This window comes from Bradyrhizobium sp. P5_C11_2 (assembly GCF_054049755.1).
In genome coordinates this window covers 1-18,175 of record NZ_JBFULT010000081.1, presented here as the reverse complement: position 1 = coordinate 18,175, position 18,175 = coordinate 1, and the positions used below count along the sequence as shown (strand labels likewise).

The 18,175-nt window shown below is 64.5% G+C and carries 17 protein-coding genes; 8 read left to right on the top strand and 9 right to left on the bottom strand.

Annotation, left to right across the window (positions count from 1 at the left end; genetic code table 11):
- Nucleotides 1-407 precede the first annotated feature (407 nt).
- Both ACXJL8_RS11300 and trxB read right to left on the bottom strand, forming a co-directional pair.
- The gene (locus ACXJL8_RS11300; protein WP_027534296.1) at nucleotides 408-1,331 is read right to left on the bottom strand and encodes a LysR family transcriptional regulator; all 924 of its coding nucleotides are present in this window, start codon (nucleotides 1,329-1,331) and stop codon (nucleotides 408-410) included.
- A gap of 5 nt (nucleotides 1,332-1,336) precedes the next feature.
- A complete protein-coding gene (gene trxB / locus ACXJL8_RS11295) occupies nucleotides 1,337-2,302 on the bottom strand; it encodes a thioredoxin-disulfide reductase (RefSeq protein ID WP_456621993.1) in 966 nt (321 codons plus the stop codon).
- Nucleotides 2,303-2,567: 265 nt separating this feature from the next.
- Between trxB and ACXJL8_RS11290 the strand changes: the two genes are divergently transcribed.
- Nucleotides 2,568-3,047: an Lrp/AsnC family transcriptional regulator gene (locus ACXJL8_RS11290; protein WP_280968532.1), complete on the top strand. Its 480-nt coding sequence runs from the start codon at nucleotides 2,568-2,570 to the stop codon at nucleotides 3,045-3,047.
- A 167-nt stretch (nucleotides 3,048-3,214) separates the two neighbouring features.
- Here ACXJL8_RS11290 and ACXJL8_RS11285 read toward each other — a convergent pair whose 3' ends face one another.
- The 4 genes from ACXJL8_RS11285 to ACXJL8_RS11270 all read right to left on the bottom strand — a co-directional run bounded on the left by ACXJL8_RS11285 (nucleotide 3,215) and on the right by ACXJL8_RS11270 (nucleotide 9,224).
- The gene (locus ACXJL8_RS11285) at nucleotides 3,215-3,610 is read right to left on the bottom strand and encodes a DoxX family protein (RefSeq protein ID WP_456621994.1); all 396 of its coding nucleotides are present in this window, start codon (nucleotides 3,608-3,610) and stop codon (nucleotides 3,215-3,217) included.
- Between the two features lie 149 nt (nucleotides 3,611-3,759).
- Complete coding sequence (gene greA / locus ACXJL8_RS11280; RefSeq protein ID WP_027534300.1) at nucleotides 3,760-4,233, bottom strand: transcription elongation factor GreA; 474 nt, start codon at nucleotides 4,231-4,233, stop codon at nucleotides 3,760-3,762.
- 213 nt (nucleotides 4,234-4,446) lie between these two features.
- The gene (gene carB, locus ACXJL8_RS11275; RefSeq protein WP_456684998.1) at nucleotides 4,447-7,911 is read right to left on the bottom strand and encodes a carbamoyl-phosphate synthase large subunit; all 3,465 of its coding nucleotides are present in this window, start codon (nucleotides 7,909-7,911) and stop codon (nucleotides 4,447-4,449) included.
- A gap of 143 nt (nucleotides 7,912-8,054) precedes the next feature.
- Nucleotides 8,055-9,224 carry an MFS transporter gene (locus tag ACXJL8_RS11270; RefSeq protein ID WP_456621996.1) on the bottom strand — a complete coding sequence of 390 codons (1,170 nt, stop codon included), beginning with the start codon at nucleotides 9,222-9,224 and terminating at the stop codon, nucleotides 8,055-8,057.
- 110 nt (nucleotides 9,225-9,334) lie between these two features.
- Here ACXJL8_RS11270 and ACXJL8_RS11265 point away from each other — a divergent pair, with 110 nt between their 5' ends.
- The gene (locus tag ACXJL8_RS11265) at nucleotides 9,335-9,706 is read left to right on the top strand and encodes an ArsR/SmtB family transcription factor (RefSeq protein ID WP_456684997.1); all 372 of its coding nucleotides are present in this window, start codon (nucleotides 9,335-9,337) and stop codon (nucleotides 9,704-9,706) included.
- Between the two features lie 234 nt (nucleotides 9,707-9,940).
- Here ACXJL8_RS11265 and ACXJL8_RS11260 read toward each other — a convergent pair whose 3' ends face one another.
- Complete coding sequence (locus tag ACXJL8_RS11260; protein WP_456621998.1) at nucleotides 9,941-10,642, bottom strand: class I SAM-dependent methyltransferase; 702 nt, start codon at nucleotides 10,640-10,642, stop codon at nucleotides 9,941-9,943.
- A gap of 112 nt (nucleotides 10,643-10,754) precedes the next feature.
- Here ACXJL8_RS11260 and ACXJL8_RS11255 point away from each other — a divergent pair, with 112 nt between their 5' ends.
- Nucleotides 10,755-11,279, top strand: coding sequence for a Dps family protein (locus ACXJL8_RS11255; RefSeq protein WP_456684996.1), 525 nt, complete (start codon nucleotides 10,755-10,757; stop codon nucleotides 11,277-11,279).
- Between the two features lie 169 nt (nucleotides 11,280-11,448).
- Here the strand turns inward: ACXJL8_RS11255 and ACXJL8_RS11250 are convergent, their stop codons facing one another.
- Both ACXJL8_RS11250 and carA read right to left on the bottom strand, forming a co-directional pair.
- Entirely contained in the window at nucleotides 11,449-11,976 is a 528-nt protein-coding gene (locus ACXJL8_RS11250; protein WP_456622000.1) for a hypothetical protein, read from the bottom strand.
- A gap of 168 nt (nucleotides 11,977-12,144) precedes the next feature.
- Nucleotides 12,145-13,335: a glutamine-hydrolyzing carbamoyl-phosphate synthase small subunit gene (carA, locus tag ACXJL8_RS11245; RefSeq protein ID WP_456684995.1), complete on the bottom strand. Its 1,191-nt coding sequence runs from the start codon at nucleotides 13,333-13,335 to the stop codon at nucleotides 12,145-12,147.
- A gap of 146 nt (nucleotides 13,336-13,481) precedes the next feature.
- On the opposite strand from carA, the gene ACXJL8_RS11240 reads away from it, so the two are divergent.
- The 5 genes from ACXJL8_RS11240 to ACXJL8_RS11220 all read left to right on the top strand — a co-directional run.
- On the top strand, nucleotides 13,482-14,210 hold the full coding sequence (locus ACXJL8_RS11240; RefSeq protein WP_456622002.1) for an alpha/beta fold hydrolase: 729 nt from the start codon (nucleotides 13,482-13,484) through the stop codon (nucleotides 14,208-14,210).
- Nucleotides 14,211-14,243: 33 nt separating this feature from the next.
- Nucleotides 14,244-14,699 carry a GatB/YqeY domain-containing protein gene (locus tag ACXJL8_RS11235; RefSeq protein ID WP_456622003.1) on the top strand — a complete coding sequence of 152 codons (456 nt, stop codon included), beginning with the start codon at nucleotides 14,244-14,246 and terminating at the stop codon, nucleotides 14,697-14,699.
- Between the two features lie 152 nt (nucleotides 14,700-14,851).
- Complete coding sequence (locus tag ACXJL8_RS11230) at nucleotides 14,852-15,991, top strand: epoxide hydrolase family protein (protein ID WP_456622004.1); 1,140 nt, start codon at nucleotides 14,852-14,854, stop codon at nucleotides 15,989-15,991.
- A gap of 116 nt (nucleotides 15,992-16,107) precedes the next feature.
- Entirely contained in the window at nucleotides 16,108-17,718 is a 1,611-nt protein-coding gene (locus ACXJL8_RS11225) for an acyl-CoA synthetase (protein ID WP_456684994.1), read from the top strand.
- Nucleotides 17,719-17,731: 13 nt separating this feature from the next.
- Nucleotides 17,732-18,175, top strand: a 444-nt coding sequence (locus ACXJL8_RS11220; RefSeq protein ID WP_456684993.1) for a MarR family winged helix-turn-helix transcriptional regulator, incomplete at its 3' end; no start/stop codon positions are given.

Below are 18,175 nucleotides of genomic sequence, written 5' to 3'. Positions count from 1 at the left end.
ATGAAAAAACCCCGTCCAGGCGGCGGGGTTTTCGAAATTTAGCTCGCGATGACGAAGCCTAGTTAGCGCGCGCAAAAATCCGAGGTCCCCGGAAGGGGGCCTTTTTTCGAGACGCGTGCGCACGACTTCGTGATCATTGGCAAATGATGAGGGGGACGCGTGGAACTGTCAATACACGCGGAAAGCGAAAGCCGAATTGTCAGAAAAAAAGCCGGGCTCGAACGAGCCCGGCTTAAGGTATTGGCCACGTGAGGCCGACACAATCACCTTCCAAGAGGGATTACTGAACTCCCGCGCCACTGGAGGAGGGGGACAAATGCGCAACGCGAAGGCTCAGCGTGGAAACATTATGGGCTCGCCTCGCGCCATGCATCAACCGTCCAAGCCGCATGYCAGACATGCGGAAATCAGGACGGCCAGCGCTGCGCCTTGCTCACCACGAAGTCGCGGAACACCTGCACGCGCGCGACCGTTTTCAATTCCTCGGGATAGACGAAATACGTATCGAGCTGGATCGAATCCGACTCGCCGAACAGTTGCACCAGGCGGCTCTGCTCCTCGATCAGGTAATCCGGCAGCGCGGCAATGCCGAGGCCCTGCTGGCAGGCGCGCACGAGGCCGAGGATGTTGTTCACCCTGAAATAGGCCTCGCGCGGACCCGAGCCGTTGCGGCCGGCTTCGACCAGCCAGTTGCGGTTCTGAAGATGCGGCGCGAAGTTGCCGTCGGAGAGCGTGATGATGCGGTGGGAGTCGAGCTCCTCCAGCGTCCGCGGCGTGCCGAAGCGCTTGATGTAGTCCGGCGAGCAATAGGCGTGGAAGCCCATCGCGAACAGCTTGCGCTGGATGAGGTCCGGCTGCGTCGGCTTGCGGGTGCGGATCGCGACGTCGGCCTCGCGCATCGACAGGTCGAGTTCCTCGTCGGTGACGATCAGCGAGATCCGGATCTCCGGATAGAGCGCGGTGAATTCGCCGAGCCGCGGGATCAGCCAGTTGATGCCGACGCCGGGCGTGGTGGTGATCTTGAGATCGCCGCTCGGCCGCTCGCGGCTGTCGGTGAGTTTGGCGCGCGCCGCCTGCAGCTGCATGAACACGTCATGCGCGGTGCGGAACAGCAGGTCGCCCTGCTCGGTGAGGATCAGGCCGCGGGCATGGCGGTGGAACAGCGAGACCGAAAGCTCCTGCTCCAGTGCCGAGACCTGGCGTGAGACCGCTGATTGCGACAGGCCGAGCTGCTCGCCTGCATGCGTGAAGCTGCCTGCTTCCGCCGCCGCGTGAAATACCTTCAGCTTGTCCCAGTCCATATCGGTAAATCCGTCGCGTGTTCGAGGCATGATCTTTATTCCGCTGCCGCGCGCTCGCTGGCGCGCAGGGCCAAGAATCGTTCGGCTTCGAGTGCTGCCATGCAGCCGAGGCCTGCGGCCGTCACGGCCTGGCGATAAGTCTCGTCGGCGACGTCGCCGGCGGCGAACAGGCCGGGCACCGAGGTGGCGGTCGAGTTCGGGGCGACCTCGACATAGCCCGACGGTTTCAGCTTGACCTGGCCCTTCACCAGCTCGGTCGCCGGCGCATGGCCGATGGCGATGAAGACGCCGTCGGTCGGCACATTGGTCAAGGCACCGGTCTTGACGTTCTTCAGCCGCACATGGGTAACCTTGTTCGGGTTCTCGGTGCCGCAGATCTCGTCGACGGCCGAATCCCAGACCACCTTGATCTTCGGGTGCTTGAACAGACGCTCCTGCAGGATCCGTTCGGCGCGGAAGTGATCGCGACGATGCACGATGGTGACCTGCGAGGCATGGTTGGTGAGGTACAGGGCTTCCTCGACCGCGGTATTGCCGCCGCCGACCACCAAGACGTTCTTGCTGCGGTAGAAGAAGCCGTCGCAGGTGGCGCAGGCCGACACGCCGCCGCCCTGGAATTTCCCTTCGGACGGGAGCCCGAGCCAGCGCGCTTGCGCGCCGGTGGCGAGGATAACGGTGTCGGCGAGATAGACGTCGCCCGAGTCGCAGGTGAGGCGGAACGGCCGGTACGCAGTCTCCAGCTTGGTGACCAGGTCGGAGACGATCTTGGTGCCGACATGGACCGCCTGCTTCTCCATCTGCTCCATCAGCCAGGGGCCCTGGATCACGTCGGCGAAGCCCGGATAATTCTCGACGTCGGTGGTGATGGTGAGCTGGCCGCCCGGCTGGATGCCCTGGATCAGGATCGGCTCGAGCATCGCACGCGCGGCGTAGATCGCCGCTGTGTACCCGGCAGGGCCGGAGCCGATGATGACGACCTTTGCATGGATAGGGGCGGACATGTTCACGGACGCCTTTCACGGGGGATTGCAGCGCGGGCGCGGACAGTGCCGGGAGGCCTCGCGGAGGCGCTGAAATATCAGAGCCAATCTAAGCCTTCTGGTGAGCCATGCAAGAATTGCATTCCCAATCAGCGGAATTTTCCAAYAGGGAACAAAAGTCGATTGCGCTGCACGCGCAATAAAATTGCGCACCCGGCCGGGACTCGGCTATGAGGATTGCGAGAAACCCACCCGATACCGCCGCAAGGCCAGGAGTTCCAATCACGTGTCGCGGAACCTAGACGAGATCGACCTCAAAATTCTCGCCGAGATCCAGGCCGACGGTCGAATCACCAATGTCGAGCTGGCCAAACGGGTCGGCATTTCGCCCCCGCCCTGCCTGCGCCGCGTCCGGGCGCTGGAGGAGGAGGGCTATATCCACGGCTACCGCGGGCTTTTGGACGCGCGAAAGCTCGGTTTTGACGTCACGGTGTTCGCCGCCGTGCACCTCTCCAGCCAGGCCGAGGCGGACTTGCGCGCCTTCGAGGAGTTCGTCCGCGCCGAGCCGCTGGTGCGGGAGTGCTGGATGCTGTCGGGCGAGGTCGACTTCATCCTGAAATGCGTCGCGCCCGACATGGCGACCTTCCAGGATTTCGTCACCCACCTGACCGCAGCACCTCATGTGCGCAACGTGCGGACGTCGCTGGTGCTGCATAATTCGAAGTACGAAGCCGCCGTGCCGCTGGACGTGAGGGGGCGAAGGTAGCGCGCTGCATCTTCTCCCTCTCCCCGTTCTTACGGGGAGAGGGTTGGGCTGAGGGGCTGCCTCCGCAATCACGGTGAGAGTTGGACTCGCGGAGACTCCCCCTCACCGAAAATTCAAGCTGCGCTCGAATTTCCGGCCTCTCCCCGCAGGCGGGGAGAGGCGAAGAGTCACCGCCGCAGCGCATCCAGGCTCACCGGACCGCTGCCGGCGGAGGCGAGATAAAGGCAGGCGAAGCAGAACAGGATTGCCAGCGTGCCGTCGTTGACGAGCGGGAAGAAGCTGTGCGGCAGGTGTTCGATGAAATAGGCGAAGGCCATTTCACCGGAGAGAATGAAGGCGACAAACCGCGTCAACAATCCCAGCATCAGAAGGCCGCCGAGCACGAGCTCGATCATGCCGGCGACGCCAAACAGCGAGAGCGGCGTGACCTCGGCGAACATCTCGACGGGCGGAAACTTGAACAGTTTTGCCACGCCGAACTGAAACAGCAGCAGTCCGGTCACGAACCTGAACAGGCTGAGCAGGTAGGGTTGGCTCTGCGCGGCGATACGGTCGATGTCCATCGTGTCCTCCCTTGGGCCTCGGCGTGTGGCGACGCCGAGCATGACGGAGACGCGAGGCGTTCACAATCGCGGGTAGAAACCGGCAGACACGAAAAAGGCCGCGCGGGGCGCGGCCTTTTCAACACGTCATCAGAGCTGACGGCAAATCCTTACCGCCACTCCACCTTGGTGATCTCATACGCCTTGGCGCCGCCGGGTGCGTTGACCTCGACGGTTGAACCTTTCTTCTTGCCGATCAGGGCGCGCGCGAGCGGCGAGGTGATGGAGATGCGGCCCTTCTTGGCATCGGCCTCGACCTCGCCGACGATCTGCCACACCGCCTTCTTCTCGGTGTCCTCGTCGACCAGCGTCACGGTGGCGCCGAACTTGATGGTGTCGCCGGACAGCTTCGAGATGTCGATGATGTCGGCGCGCGCGAGCTTGTCCTCGAGCTCGGCGATACGGCCCTCATTGTGGGACTGCTCTTCCTTCGCGGCATGATATTCCGCGTTCTCCGACAGGTCTCCGTGCGAGCGCGCCTCCGCGATGTGCTCGATGATGCGCGGACGGTCCTCCGACTGGCGCTTCTTCAATTCTTCCCCGAGCGCGGCAAACCCGCCCGCTGTCATCGGAACCTTTTCCATCTTCTCTCTCGTCCTTCGATCGTGCGCCCCAAATCGCGTATGGGCGCCCGAAACCTTGATTCGTCGGTCTGCCGGGGCTCAAGACACGGGCCGCCGGATGTCGACAGATAGGGGCTTGGCAACGGAACAGAACTGCCACACGCCCGGACAGTTCCTCCGGCCATTGTGGCTTCATCGCCAGTCACTTAGCGGAGGCTTTGCCCCCGCTAATGATCAGGTGTCCGAAAAATAGCTCTGCAGGGTACGAACCTCAAGGTCCCCGCCCAGATAGGCCCGGATGCCCTGCGCGGCCGCCACGGCCCCGGAAAGAGTGGTGTAATACGGCACTTTATGCAAGAGGGCCGCACGCCGCAGCGACCGGCTGTCGGCGAGCGCCTGCGGGCCTTCGGTGGTGTTGAAGACCAGCTGGACGTCGCCATTGGTGATGGCGTCGACGATATGCGGCCGTCCCTCCAGCACCTTGTTCACCTTCTCGGTCGGGATGCCCTGGTCGGTCAGGAAGCGTTGCGTGCCCGACGTCGCCAGCACCTTGAAGCCGAGCGAGTGCAATTCGCGAACCGCCTCGGCGATGCGCGTCTTGTCGCTCTCGCGTACCGAGACGAACACCGTGCCCTTGCGCGGCACCCGCGTGCCGCCGCCGAGCTGGCTCTTGGCAAAGGCCACCGCGAAGGAGCGGTCGATGCCCATGACCTCGCCGGTCGAGCGCATTTCCGGACCCAGCACGGTGTCGACGCCGGGGAAGCGGGCGAATGGAAACACCGATTCCTTCACGCCGACATGCTTGAAGTCGGCCTTCTTCAAGTTGAAGTCGGCGAGCCTCTCGCCGGCCATGATGCGCGCGGCGATCATTGCGACCGGCGTACCGACCACCTTGGCGACGAACGGCACCGTGCGCGAGGCGCGCGGATTGACTTCGAGCACGTAGATCTCGCCGTCCTTGATGGCGTACTGCACGTTCATCAGGCCGACGACGTCGAGGCCGAGCGCCAGCTCACGCGTCTGCCGCTCCAATTCCTCGATCATCTTGCCATCGAGCGAGTGCGGCGGCAGCGAGCAGGCGCTATCGCCGGAATGGATGCCGGCTTCCTCGATATGCTCCATGATGCCGACGATGAAGGTGTCCTTGCCGTCGCAGAGACAGTCGACGTCGATTTCGGTTGCGTCCGACAGGTAGCGGTCGAACAGCAGCGGGTTCTTGCCGAGTACGGTGTTGATCTGCCCAGTCTTGTCGTTCGGGTAGCGCGCCTTGACGTCGGCCGGCACCAGCTCCGGCAGCGTGCCGAGCAAATAGTCGCTGAGCTGGTTCTCCTCGCGGATGATCTGCATCGCGCGGCCGCCGAGCACGTAGGACGGGCGCACCACCAGCGGCAGGCCGAGATCGGTCGCGACCAGGCGGGCCTGCTCAACCGAATAGGCGATGCCGTTCTTCGGCTGCTTCAGGCGGAGCTTGTCGAGCACGCGCTTGAAGCGGTCGCGGTCCTCGGCGAGATCGATCGCGTCGGGCGAGGTGCCGAGGATCGGCACATCGGCGGCTTCCAGCGCACGCGCCAGCTTCAGCGGGGTCTGGCCGCCGAACTGCACGATCACGCCGTGCAGCGTGCCGTTCGTGCGCTCTTTCGCGATGATCTCCAACACGTCCTCGGCGGTCAGCGGCTCGAAATAGAGCCGGTCCGCGGTGTCGTAGTCGGTCGACACCGTTTCCGGGTTGCAGTTGACCATGATGGATTCGTAGCCGGCGTCATGCAGCGCGAAGCAGGCGTGACAGCAGCAATAGTCGAACTCGATGCCCTGGCCGATGCGGTTCGGCCCGCCGCCGAGGATGATGACCTTCTTCTTGTCGGACGGCGTGCTCTCGTCGGCCGGCGCGCCGGCGAACGGCGCCTCATAGGTCGAATACATGTAGGCGGTGGGGGAGGCGAATTCGGCAGCGCAGGTGTCGATGCGCTTGTAGACGGGACGGACGCCGAGCGCGTGGCGCTTCGCCGTCACCGCGGCCTCCGTCGTCTCCGCGAGCACCGCAAGCCGTGCGTCTGAGAAGCCCATGGTCTTGAGCGATCGCATGGCGAAGGCGTTGCCCGGCAGGCCGTTCTTGCGGACCTTCTCTTCCATGTCGACGATGCCGCGCATTTCGCTGAGGAACCACGGATCGATCTTGCAGGAGTTGAAGATGTCCTCGTTCGACCAGCCAAGCCGCATCGCCTGGGCGACCTGGAGCAGCCGGTTCGGCGTCGGCGTGCCGAGCGCGGCGCGGATCGCGTTCTTGTCGTCGTGCTGGCCCAGTCCCTCGATCTCGATCTCGTCGAGCCCGGTCAGGCCGGTCTCGAGCCCGCGCAGCGCCTTCTGCAGGCTCTCCTGGAAGGTGCGGCCGATCGCCATGACTTCGCCGACCGATTTCATCGACGTGGTCAGCGTGGTCGATGCGCCCGGGAATTTCTCGAAGGCAAAGCGCGGAATCTTGGTGACGACGTAGTCGATGGTCGGTTCGAACGAGGCCGGCGTCGCGCCGCCGGTGATGTCATTGGCGATCTCGTCGAGCGTGTAGCCGACCGCGAGCTTGGCCGCGACCTTGGCGATCGGGAAACCGGTGGCCTTCGAGGCGAGAGCCGACGAGCGCGACACGCGCGGATTCATCTCGATGACGACCATGCGGCCGTCCTCCGGATTGACGCCGAACTGCACGTTGGAGCCGCCGGTCTCGACGCCGATCTCGCGCAGCACCGCCAGCGAGGCGTCGCGCATGATCTGGTATTCCTTGTCGGTCAGCGTCAGTGCCGGCGCCACCGTGATGGAATCACCGGTGTGCACGCCCATCGGATCGAGGTTCTCGATCGAGCAGACGATGATGCAATTGTCCTTCTTGTCGCGCACCACCTCCATCTCGAACTCTTTCCAGCCGAGCACGGATTCTTCGATCAGCACTTCGTTGGTCGGAGACGCGTCGAGACCGCGCTCGATGATGTCGAGGAACTCTTCCTTGTTGTAGGCGATGCCGCCGCCGGTGCCGCCCATCGTGAAGGAGGGACGGATGATCGCGGGCAGGCCGATCTCGGACAGCGCCATCAGCGCCTGGCCGAGCGCGTATTCCTGGTAGCGCTTGCGGCGGTCACTTTCGCCGAGCGTCCATTGCCGCTCGAGCTCTTCGAGCGCGGCACCCGACGCCTTCGCGCGTTCGGCCTGGTACTTGTCGCGAAAGGATTTCTTCAGCTCGGAGGCGTTGGCGAGCCGCGACTTCGGCGTCTCGAGCCCGATCTTGGTCATGGCCTCGCGGAACAGCTGGCGATCCTCGGCCTTGTCGATGGCGTCGGCGGTGGCGCCGATCATCTCGACGTCGAATTTCTCCAGCGTGCCCTGGCGGCGCAGCGACAGCGCGCAGTTCAGCGCGGTCTGGCCGCCCATGGTCGGCAGCAGCGCGAAGCCGCCGGGAATGACGTGACGTTCCTTCTCGATGATCTTGGCGACGATCTCGGGCGTGATCGGCTCGATATAGGTCGCATCGGCCAATTCCGGGTCGGTCATGATGGTGGCCGGGTTGGAATTGACGAGGACGATGCGATAGCCCTCTTCCTTCAGCGTCTTCACCGCCTGCGTGCCCGAATAGTCGAACTCGCAGGCCTGGCCGATCACGATGGGACCGGCGCCGATGATCAGGATGGTGGTGATGTCTGTACGTTTGGGCATCAACTCTCGCCGGACTGGAATTTAGGCACAAAAAAAGGGCGCGCTACCGCGCGTCCCCTGTGGCCGAGAGCGCGGTGGTCTCCCTCGCGCGCGGGTGGGTCTTAGACCAGTTTTCGGGGCGGCGAAACCCCGAAAAACGCCCATCAACCGGCAATTTTGACCGGTTTTGGCCGCGCCTGCCAGCCACGGGCGAGATGCACCAGAAGCGAGGCCGCAACGCTCGATCCGCCGATCCAGCCGAGGTCGCTTGGCGAGAGGGTGGCCAGCACGGCGCCGCCGAGCGCCCCGCCGATGGCGAAGCCGAGATACATCGCCGACGCGTTGAGCGAGAGTGCGATCATCGAGGCCTGCGGCTCGATCCGGATGATGCCGGCGATCTGGGCCGGATAGAACGCCCAGCCCGAGATGCCCCAGAGGAAAATCGTGCCGAGCACCGCGTAGTGCGCCTGTCCTGGCATCAGCTTCAGGACCAGCGAATGCAGGATCAGCGCGGTTGCCATGCCGGCGAGCCCCAGCGCTGCGGTCATCAGCGTGCCGAGCCGGTCGGCCAGGACGCCGCCGAGCATGTTCCCGATCGCGGCCGCGCCGCCGAACACCAGCAGCGCAAGGCTGATCTGCGAGGCATCGAAGCCAAGGCCGCGCAGCGGGACCGCGAAATAGGTGAACACGGTGAAGCCGCCGAGCGCCCACAGAATCGTAATGACGAGAGCGATCAGCACGTTGCTGTGACGCGCCACGGCCAGCCGCTCGGCCAGCGAGGCCGTGTTTCGCGGCAGGCCGCGGGGCAGGCCGAGCAGCAGGCCGGCAAGCGCCACCGCACCGATCAGGGCGACCATGGCAAAGGTCGCGCGCCAGCCGAACAGGCTGCCAACGAGATTGCCGAGGGGGACGCCGATCACGGTCGCGACCGTGAGGCCCGAGGTGACCAGCGCCACCGCGCGGCCGCGCCGCTCGGGCGCGGCGACGGCGACTGAGACGCCAAGCGCCGTGGGCATGCACAGGCCCGAGCCCAGCGCCATCAACATTCGCGAGGCCAGCAGCAGGGCGTAGTTGGACGCCATCATGGCCGCGAGGTTTCCGGCGATGAAGGTCGACAGCGCCAGCGCCAGCACGGTGCGGCGGTCGATGTTGTTCATGGCCACCGCGAGGATCGGCGAGCCCACGGCATAGGTGAGGGCGTAGGCGGTCACGAGTTGCCCGGCGGCCGATACGGAAATCGAGAGGTCGGAGGCGATCGATGGCAAAAGCCCAGCTATCACAAAGCCTTCTGTGCCGATCGCAAATGCCCCCAGGGCCAGCCAGAACACGCTCATTTGGACAAATCCTTATGTTCAACGTTTATTGAACTATCGAACGCAAACGTTTTGCTGTCAATTGGTTCAAGAACTATTGAACATTGCGGTCGCTTCGCTATGATTCGGATATGAGCCGCGCACCCCTCCATCCCACCCGCGAGCAGATCGAGCTGCCGATGGTTCTGGATTGCCTGAGCGATCCGATCCGGTTGGCGATCGTCTATCAACTCGCCCAGCAGGAACGTGTCAGCAGCGAGCTGCGCTGCGGCGACTTTTATGCGCTCAGCGGCAAGTCCAACCTCGCCTATCACTTCGCCAAGCTGCGCGAATGCGRGGTCATGCAGACGCGCGTGGCCGGGACCAACCGCTTCATGCGGCTCCGCCGCGAGGATCTGGACGCGCGCTTCCCCGGCCTGCTCGATGCCGTGATCAGCTCGGCCGCCAAGGATGCGGATCGGCTTCAGCTTCTGCCGGGGTGCGAATTGGTCGAGGCAGATTGAGCCGCGGATACAGTCCGTCTACGCTTTCGCTTCGCTCAAGCTACGCCGGACACGCTTTGCGCCTGCGTGGCTGCGCCACGCGTAGCCCCGCAGGGGCGAAGCGTGGAGACCCGGCCTGGACTTGAACCAGGATAAAGAGCGATGCACTGCTCTCGCGTGGACGCTTCCGCCACCGGGCCGTCGCGATCATTGCCTGATCGGGGTGCGACAAGCCACCTCAGCCAATTGTTATGCTTAACGCATCATGGGTGGCCGCGCGATGAAGGTCATGCGCCAGCGATTATGGCCGATATTGGTGTGGGCACGCTGGACCGCGAACCCGGCCGCGGTCAGCTTGGCGGTGATCTCGTCCTCGCTGTAGCGCTGGAGCCCGATGCGCGTCCGCAGATGACGGTAGTCCGACAGCGCGGTGCTGATCAGCCCGACCAGCGCGTCTTTCAAAAAGCCGTGACGCAGGCCGAAGCCGAGCAGCGCCATGACGTCCCGGCCCATGCCGACATCGGGCTGGAGGATGTCGCCGAGCACCAGCTTGCCGGACGGCGTCAGCAATCGCCGGATGTTGCGGAGCGCGGCATCGAGCTCCTCCGGCGTCATGTATTGCGCCACCGAGTTCATCACCGCGAGGTCGATCGACTGGTCCGGCATCTTGCGGACGTCGTCGAGCGAGCGGACGCGGATTTTCGTGTTCGGGGCAAAACGCGCGATCAGACGGCCGCGCACGCCGGGGGCGGGCTCGGCGAGAATCAGCTTGCCGCAGGCGGCCGCCACCTGGCTCGCCGACAGCGCCTCGCCGCAGGCATAGTCGAGCACGGTCGCCTCAGGCGAGGAAATGTAGCCGATGATGTCCCGCGCGATGATCTGGAAGTGCAAATCGCGATGCAGCTTGCTGACATAGATCGTATGCGTGGAGTCGTAATAATCGATCCAATCGTCCATGATATTCGAAGGCCCCGGCAAACGGTTCCGGCACAGGAACCGGCGCTGCCCGCCTGCGTTAGGGGTGCGGCGGCGCGCCGTCAATGTCCGCGTCCTAACAGGAAGGTTTCCCGTGAGCAAAGTCCCCAACAAGGTCTCGCCCGATCTCGATACGCCCACCGACCTGTCGCCCCAGGCGGTCAACAAGGTTTCGGAGGCGCTCAACGTGCTTCTGGCCGACGCGTTCGCGCTTTACCYCAAGACCAAGAATTTCCACTGGCACATCAGCGGCCGGCATTTCCGCGACTATCATTTGCTGCTCGACGAGCAGTCGGACCAGATCTTCGCCACCACCGACCAGCTCGCCGAGCGCGTCCGCAAGATCGGCGGCGCCACGCTGAAGTCGATCGGCCAGGTCGCAAAACTCCAGACCATCAAGGACAACAACGAGGACTACGTCCCGCCGCGCGAGATGCTGCGCGAACTGATGCAGGACAACAAGCATGTCGCGGCCGCAATGCGCAAGGCGCATGAGGTCTGCGACGAGGCCGGCGATGTCGCCAGCGCCAGCATCCTCGAAAACTTCATCGACGAGACCGAGCGCCGCACCTGGTTCCTGTTCGAAGCCACCCGCCAGGAAGGCAGCAACGCGGCGTAGGGGGCGTTGGGGCGCAAATGCCCCCACAACGTCGTCCCGGCGCAGGCCGGGACCCCCATACCCCCAGGGAGAAGTTGTGGCGCGAGATGCGCGTTAGCGAGTCGTCGCCAAATGACGTTTCGTGGTTATGGGTCCCGGCCTTCGCCGGGACGACACCGAGTGTGTCGCGCTACGTCGCGGTCCACAACCGCATCAGCGCGCCGTTCTTGCCCGTCACCGGATCGGCCGGCGGCCGCGCGACTTTCGGAATCGTCTTCAGCGCCTTGGCATGGTTCTCCGGCGTTGCGCGCGTGATCTCCATCTTCGATCCCGGCGGATAGGCGCCGATCACGCAGAAATCATCGCTCGCCTTGATGCATTGGTGGCCGGTGCCGGCGGGCAGGATGGCGACATCGCCGGCGGAAATCTCCAGCTCCTGGCCGTGATCGCCGCCGAAGCGGACGCGCGCGCTGCCGCGCGCGACGCCGAGCACTTCGTGCACCGTCGCGTGATAGTGCAGATAGTCGTAGACGCCGTTGCGCCAGGTCCCGCCCCAGCCGTTGGCGCCGAACAGATTTTCGATGGTCTCTTCGGGACGATCGCGGTCGAGCCTGATCGCGCGCTGGTAGACCAGGAAGGGAAGGATGCTGTTCGGCACGAGCCCGTCATCGGCGAACACGATGGCGAGCGGCTCGGCATTGTCAGGGACGACCGACATGGCTGGGCTCCTGCGTGAGCGTAGCAGGGATTAACGAGGGGCGTGAGGCGGCGTTCCTTCGTCGCCCTCCTTTGTCATTCCGGGTTCGCGCTACGCGCGCCCCGGAATGACGAAGATGCCCGGGGTGAGGCCCGGGCATGATGTCGTCGTAGCGTTCGCGTGCAAGGCTTACGCGCTCTTCTTCTGCCGCATCAGATCCGCAAAGCGCTGGAACAGATAGTGCGAGTCGCGCGGGCCGGGTGAGGCCTCGGGGTGGTACTGCACCGAGAACACCGGCCTGCCGTCGAGCTGGATGCCGCAATTGGAGCCGTCGAACAGCGAGATGTGGGTCTGCGTCGCGCCCTTCGGCAGCGTGTTCTCGTCCACGGCAAAGCCGTGGTTCATCGAGGTGATCTCGACCTTGCCGRTGGTCTCGTCCTTCACGGGATGATTGGCGCCGTGATGGCCCTGATGCATCTTCTTGGTCTTGGCGCCGACAGCGAGGCCGAGCATCTGGTGGCCGAGACAGATACCAAAAGTCGGCGTGCCCGACTTGATCACGTCCCGGATCACCGGCACGGCATATTTGCCGGTCGCGGCCGGATCGCCGGGGCCGTTGGACAGGAACACGCCGTCCGGCTTCATTGCCAGAATGTCCTCGGCCGAGGTCGTCGCCGGCACCACCGTCACCTTGCAGCCGACGCCGGCGAGCAGGCGCAAAATGTTGCGCTTGATGCCGTAGTCGATGGCGACGACGTTGAACTCAGGCTTGTCCTGGCGGCCAAAGCCCTTGTCCCACAGCCAGGGCGTCTCGTCCCAGGTGAAGCGCTGGCCAGAGGTGACCATCGGCACGAGGTCCATGCCCTCGAGCCCCGGCCATTCACGCGCCTCTTCCTTCATGCCGTGCAGGTCGAACTCGCCATTCCTGGCGTGCGCGATCACGGCGTTGGGCATGCCCTTGGAGCGGATCAGCGCGGTCAGCGCGCGGGTGTCGATGCCGGAGAGGCCGATGATGCCGCGGGCCTTCAGCCACTGGTCGAGGTGCTTGGTGGCGCGATAGTTCGAGGGATCGGTGATCGCGGTGCGCAGGATCACGCCGCGCGCGCCCGGCGTCGCGGCCATGTTCACCGTCTCGATGTCTTCCTCGTTGGTACCGACATTGCCGATATGCGGGAAGGTGAAGGTGATGAGCTGGCCGGCATAGGAGGGATCGGTGAGGATCTCTTCATAGCCGGTCATCGCGGTGTTGAAGCAGACCTCACCGACGGCATGGCCTTCGGCGCCGAGACCGAAGCCTTCGAGCACCGTGCCATCGGCGAGCACGAGGAGCGCGGTCGGTTTATGGTCCGGCCAGGCGGTATCGTTGTCATGTTGTGTCATGAGCGCGTTTCATAGTCGCCGCGAACGCCGCCGTCAAAGCGGGAAACGGCGGATTCACATGCGTTTTTGCATATTTGACAGGTCGTCTCAGGCACTTAAGCTCGGCGGAATAATTTCCGGCAAATTCCGGGGCTTGGGAGGCAATAATGGACCGGACGACCCCGATTGTGCTGGTTCCGGGGCTGGCCTCCTCGGCTCGCATCTATGCCCCCGTCATCCCGGCGCTCTGGCGGTTCGGCCCGGTGATGGTCGCCAACCATATCCGCGACGACAGCATGGCCGCAATCGGCCGGCGTGTGCTCGGCGAGGCGCCGCCGCGTTTCGCGCTCGCCGGCCATTCCATGGGCGGCTACATCGCGCTCGAGATCATGCGCCAGGCGCCCGAGCGGGTGGTAAAGCTTGCACTGATCAACACCCAGGCCCGGCCCGACACGCCGGAGGCGACCGCGCGTCGGCGCGGCCTGATGGAGCGGGCGAAGCGCGGCGAATTGCGCGCGGCGCGTGAGGAGATGTTTCCCGAACTGGTGCATCCCTCGCGCCGCGATGACGCCAGCATTCGCCGGCTCGTGCACGAGCAGGGCGAGGACGTTGGCGTCGAAGGCTATCTGCGGCAGCAGACCGCGATCATCGCACGGGTGGATTCGCGGCCGACGCTGGCGACGATCACGTGCCCGACGCTGGTGCTGACGGGCGATCAGGACAACACCATTCCCAACGCCTTCTCGAGGGAGATGGCGGACGGCATTGCCGGCGCCAAGCTCGTCGTTCTCAGGAATTGCGGACATCTGCCGCAGCCGGAGCAGCCCGAGGCGACGGCAAAGGCGCTGGTCGAATGGCTTGGAACCCAGGTTGTCTCGGAGCCGCGAACGGCCTAGATCAGGCCTCGGATATTCAAAGGGATCACGATCATGTTGCGCGACGACATCAACAATGCGGTCAAGGAGGCCATGAAGGCCAAGGAGGAGCGCAAGCTCTCCACGCTGCGCATGGTCAACTCGACCATCAAGAACGCCGACATCGAGGCGCGCGGCAACGGCAAGCCGCCGCTGTCGGATGCCGACCTGCTCGGCGTGCTGCAGAAGATGATCAAGCAGCGCCAGGAGGCGGTCGAGCTCTACGACAAGGGCGGCCGTGCCGAGCTCGCCGCGCAGGAGCGCGAGGAGATCGCGGTGATCTCGGCCTATCTGCCGAAGCAGATGTCGGATGACGACGTGAAGAAGGCGATCTCGGACGCCATTACTGAAACCGGTGCGGCCGGCATGAAGGACATGGGCAAGGTGATCGCGGCGTTGCGGGCGAAGTACGCCGGCCAGATGGATTTCGGCAAGGCCAGCGGATTGGTGAAGGCCGCGCTCTCTAGTTGAGCTGTCATTCCGGGGCGACGCGAAGCGTCGAGCTATGATGCGCAATTGCGCATCAGAGAATCCATCGTGCCACCGGCTCTGTTGCGAAATGGATTCCGGGCTCACGCCAAGAGGCGCGCCCCGGAATGACAAGGAGAGTGGGGAGCCAACCGATGACCGGCGCCATCAAACCGTTCCGCATCGCCATCAGCGACGACATCCTTTCCGATCTCAAATCGCGCCTCGCCCGCACGCGCTGGCCGGAGGCGGAGCTGGTCGATGACTGGAGCCAGGGCGCGCCGCTGAAATGGATCCGGGAGATCTGCGGCTACTGGGCTGATGGCTATGACTGGCGGGCGCGCGAGGCAAGGCTCAATCGCTTCGAGCAGTTCACGACCGCGATCGACGGGCTCGACATCCATTTCCTGCATGTGCGCTCGAAAGAGCCGAACGCGCTGCCGCTGATCATCACCCATGGCTGGCCCGGCTCGATCGTCGAATTCCAGAAGGTGATCGCGCCGCTGGTCGATCCCGTGGCTCATGGCGGCAATCCGGCGGACGCGTTTCACGTGATCTGCCCCTCTTTGCCGGGCTTCGGCTTCTCCGGCAAACCCAAGGCCACGGGCTGGGGCGTCGACCGCATCGCTGCGACCTGGGCCAAGCTGATGGATCGCCTCGGCTACGCGCGCTACGGCGCGCAGGGCGGTGACTGGGGTTCGGCGGTGACGACCTCGCTCGGTGCGCAGGATTTTGAGCATTGCGCCGGCATCCACATCACGCTCGCCTTCAACGCGGCGCCGAAGGTCGAAGGTGAGCCGACGCCGGAGGAAAAGCGCGCGCTCGCCGGCCTCAAGCATTATGTCGATCTCGACTCCGGCTATTCGAAGCAGCAATCGACGCGCCCGCAGACGCTCGGTTACGGCCTGACGGATTCCCCGAGCGGGCAGGCGGCCTGGATCCTGGAAAAATTCTGGGCCTGGACCGATTGCAACGGCCATCCCGAAAACATCTTCACCAGGGATGAGCTGCTCGACAACGTCATGCTCTATTGGGTCACGGAGACGGCGACCTCGTCGGCGCGGCTCTATTGGGAAAGCTTTGGCAAGCGCCGGACGACGCCGACGGTCAAGGTGCCGACCGGCGTCGCCGTGTTCCCGAAGGAGATCATCACGCCGGTGCGGCGCTGGATGGAGCCGAACTTCCACAACATCACGCATTGGAGCGAGATGGAGAAAGGCGGACATTTCGCCGCATTCGAGCAGCCGGAACTGTTCGTGCGGGATGTCAGGAAGTTCTTCGCGACGGTGCGGTGACTCTCACCCGTCATGCCCGGGCTTGTCCCGGGCATCCACGCCCTTAAACTCGGGGCCAACAAGAACGTGGATGGCCGGAACAAGTCCGGCCATGACGATGCTGCCGGGAAACGACCATGCTCACCGAAGCCAGAACCTACGACGAGCTCTATCGCAACTTTCGCTGGGACATCCCCGCGCGCTTCAACATGGCGGAAGCCTGCTGCGACCGCCATGCCGACGGCACGGGCCGGCTTGCGCTGGTCTATGTCGATGAGAACGGTGCGACCACGCGCACGTCCTTCGACGAGGTCGCGGAGATGTCGCGTCGCTTCGCCAATGTGCTGAAGGCGGATGGGCTCAGCCGCGGCGATCGCGTCGCGGTGTTCCTGTCGCAATCGCTGGAACTGCCGATCGTGCATATGGCGGCGTTCCGCGCAGGCCTGATCTCGATCCCGCTGTTCGCGCTGTTCGGCGAGGACGCGCTGGAATTCCGGCTGTCGAATTCGCAGGCCAAGGCGATCGTCACCGACGAGGGCGGCTGGGAGAAGCTCGCGAAGATCCGCGACCGTCTGCCGGACCTGAAGACCATTTACGTGGTCGGTGAGGCCGCGCCCGCGGGCACCAGATCATTTTGGCATGCGGTGAGGGCGGCATCGCCCGACTTCACGCTGGTTGACACCTCGGCCGACGATCCCGCCCTGATCATCTACACCTCAGGCACGACCGGCAATCCCAAGGGCGCGCTGCACGCCCATCGCGTCGTGCTCGGCCATCTGCCCAATGTCGAGATGTGCCACAACTTCCTGCCGCGCCCCGGCGACCTGATGTGGACGCCGGCGGACTGGGCCTGGATCGGCGGCCTCGTCAACGGCCTGTTCGCGTTCTGGTATCACGGCATTCCGCTGGTCGGGCATCGTGCCCGCAAGTTCGAACCGCAGGCGGCGATGCAGATGATGGCCGATCTCGGTGTCCGCAACGTCTTCCTGCCGCCGACCGCGTTGAAGCTGATGCGGCAGGCCGGCGTGAAGCATGCGGGCGTCAAGCTGCGCAGCATTTTTACGGGCGGTGAATCGCTCGGCGGCGAGCTTCTGGGCTGGGTGCGCGAGACCTTCGGCATCGACGCGCATGAGGTATTCGGCCAGACCGAGTGCAATCTCGTGATCGGCAGCAACTCCAACCTGTTTCCGATCCGCCCGGGCTCGATGKGCCGGGCGACGCCGGGCTTCGATGTCCGCATCGTCAACGACAAGGGCGAGGAGCAACCACGCGGGCAGCGCGGCATCATTGGCGTGCGCCAGCCGTGCCCGTGCACGATGATCGAGTACTGGCGCAATCCGGAGGCGACGGCGAAGAAATATGCCGGCGAATTTTTGCTGACCGGCGATCTCGGCGTGCAGGATGAGGACGGTTATTTCTGGTATGTCAGCCGCGAGGACGACGTCATCACCACCGCCGGCTACCGTGTCGGCCCCTCCGAGATCGAGCATACGCTGATGAAGCATCCGTCGGTGGCGATGGCGGCGGTGGTCGGCATTCCCGATCCGATCCGCACCGAGTCGATCAAGGCCTGGATCGTGCTGCGCCCCGGCTTCGCCGGCAGCGACGCGCTCGCGCGCGAGATCCAGGAGTTCGTCAAGGTGCAGCTCGCAGCTCACGAATATCCGCGTTTCGTCGAGTTCGCCGAGACGCTGCCGATGACCGCAACAGGCAAGGTGCTGCGGCGCGAGCTGCGGGCGAAGGGTTAGGCTCTTTCAGACAATGCCAAAGACGTCTCAAGCTGCGGGGCTTCACCGCTCCTCACTTCCGAAGCTGCACGATCTCGATGCGGCGCTGGAGCTCATGTATTACGGCTGGCGCGGGATGACGCTGGAGGCCGACGAATATCTTGCGAAGCAGGGCCTGTCGCGCCCGCACCATCGCATCCTCTACGTGGTGGCGCGTCGGCCTGATATCGCGATCGGCGCGCTGATAGAGATCCTCGGCATTTCCAAGCAAGCCCTGAATCGGCCGCTCAATCTGCTGCTGGAGCGCAGGCTGCTGACATCGAAGCGAGCACCCGAGCAGCATCGCTCCAAGTTGTTGCGCCTGACGGAGGCCGGGCGACGTATYGAGCAAAAGGCATCGGATCACGAGCGCAAGGTTTTGCGCGAGGCGTTCGATCGCGTCGGGGCGCCGGGGGCGGCGGCATGGATGGCGGTCATG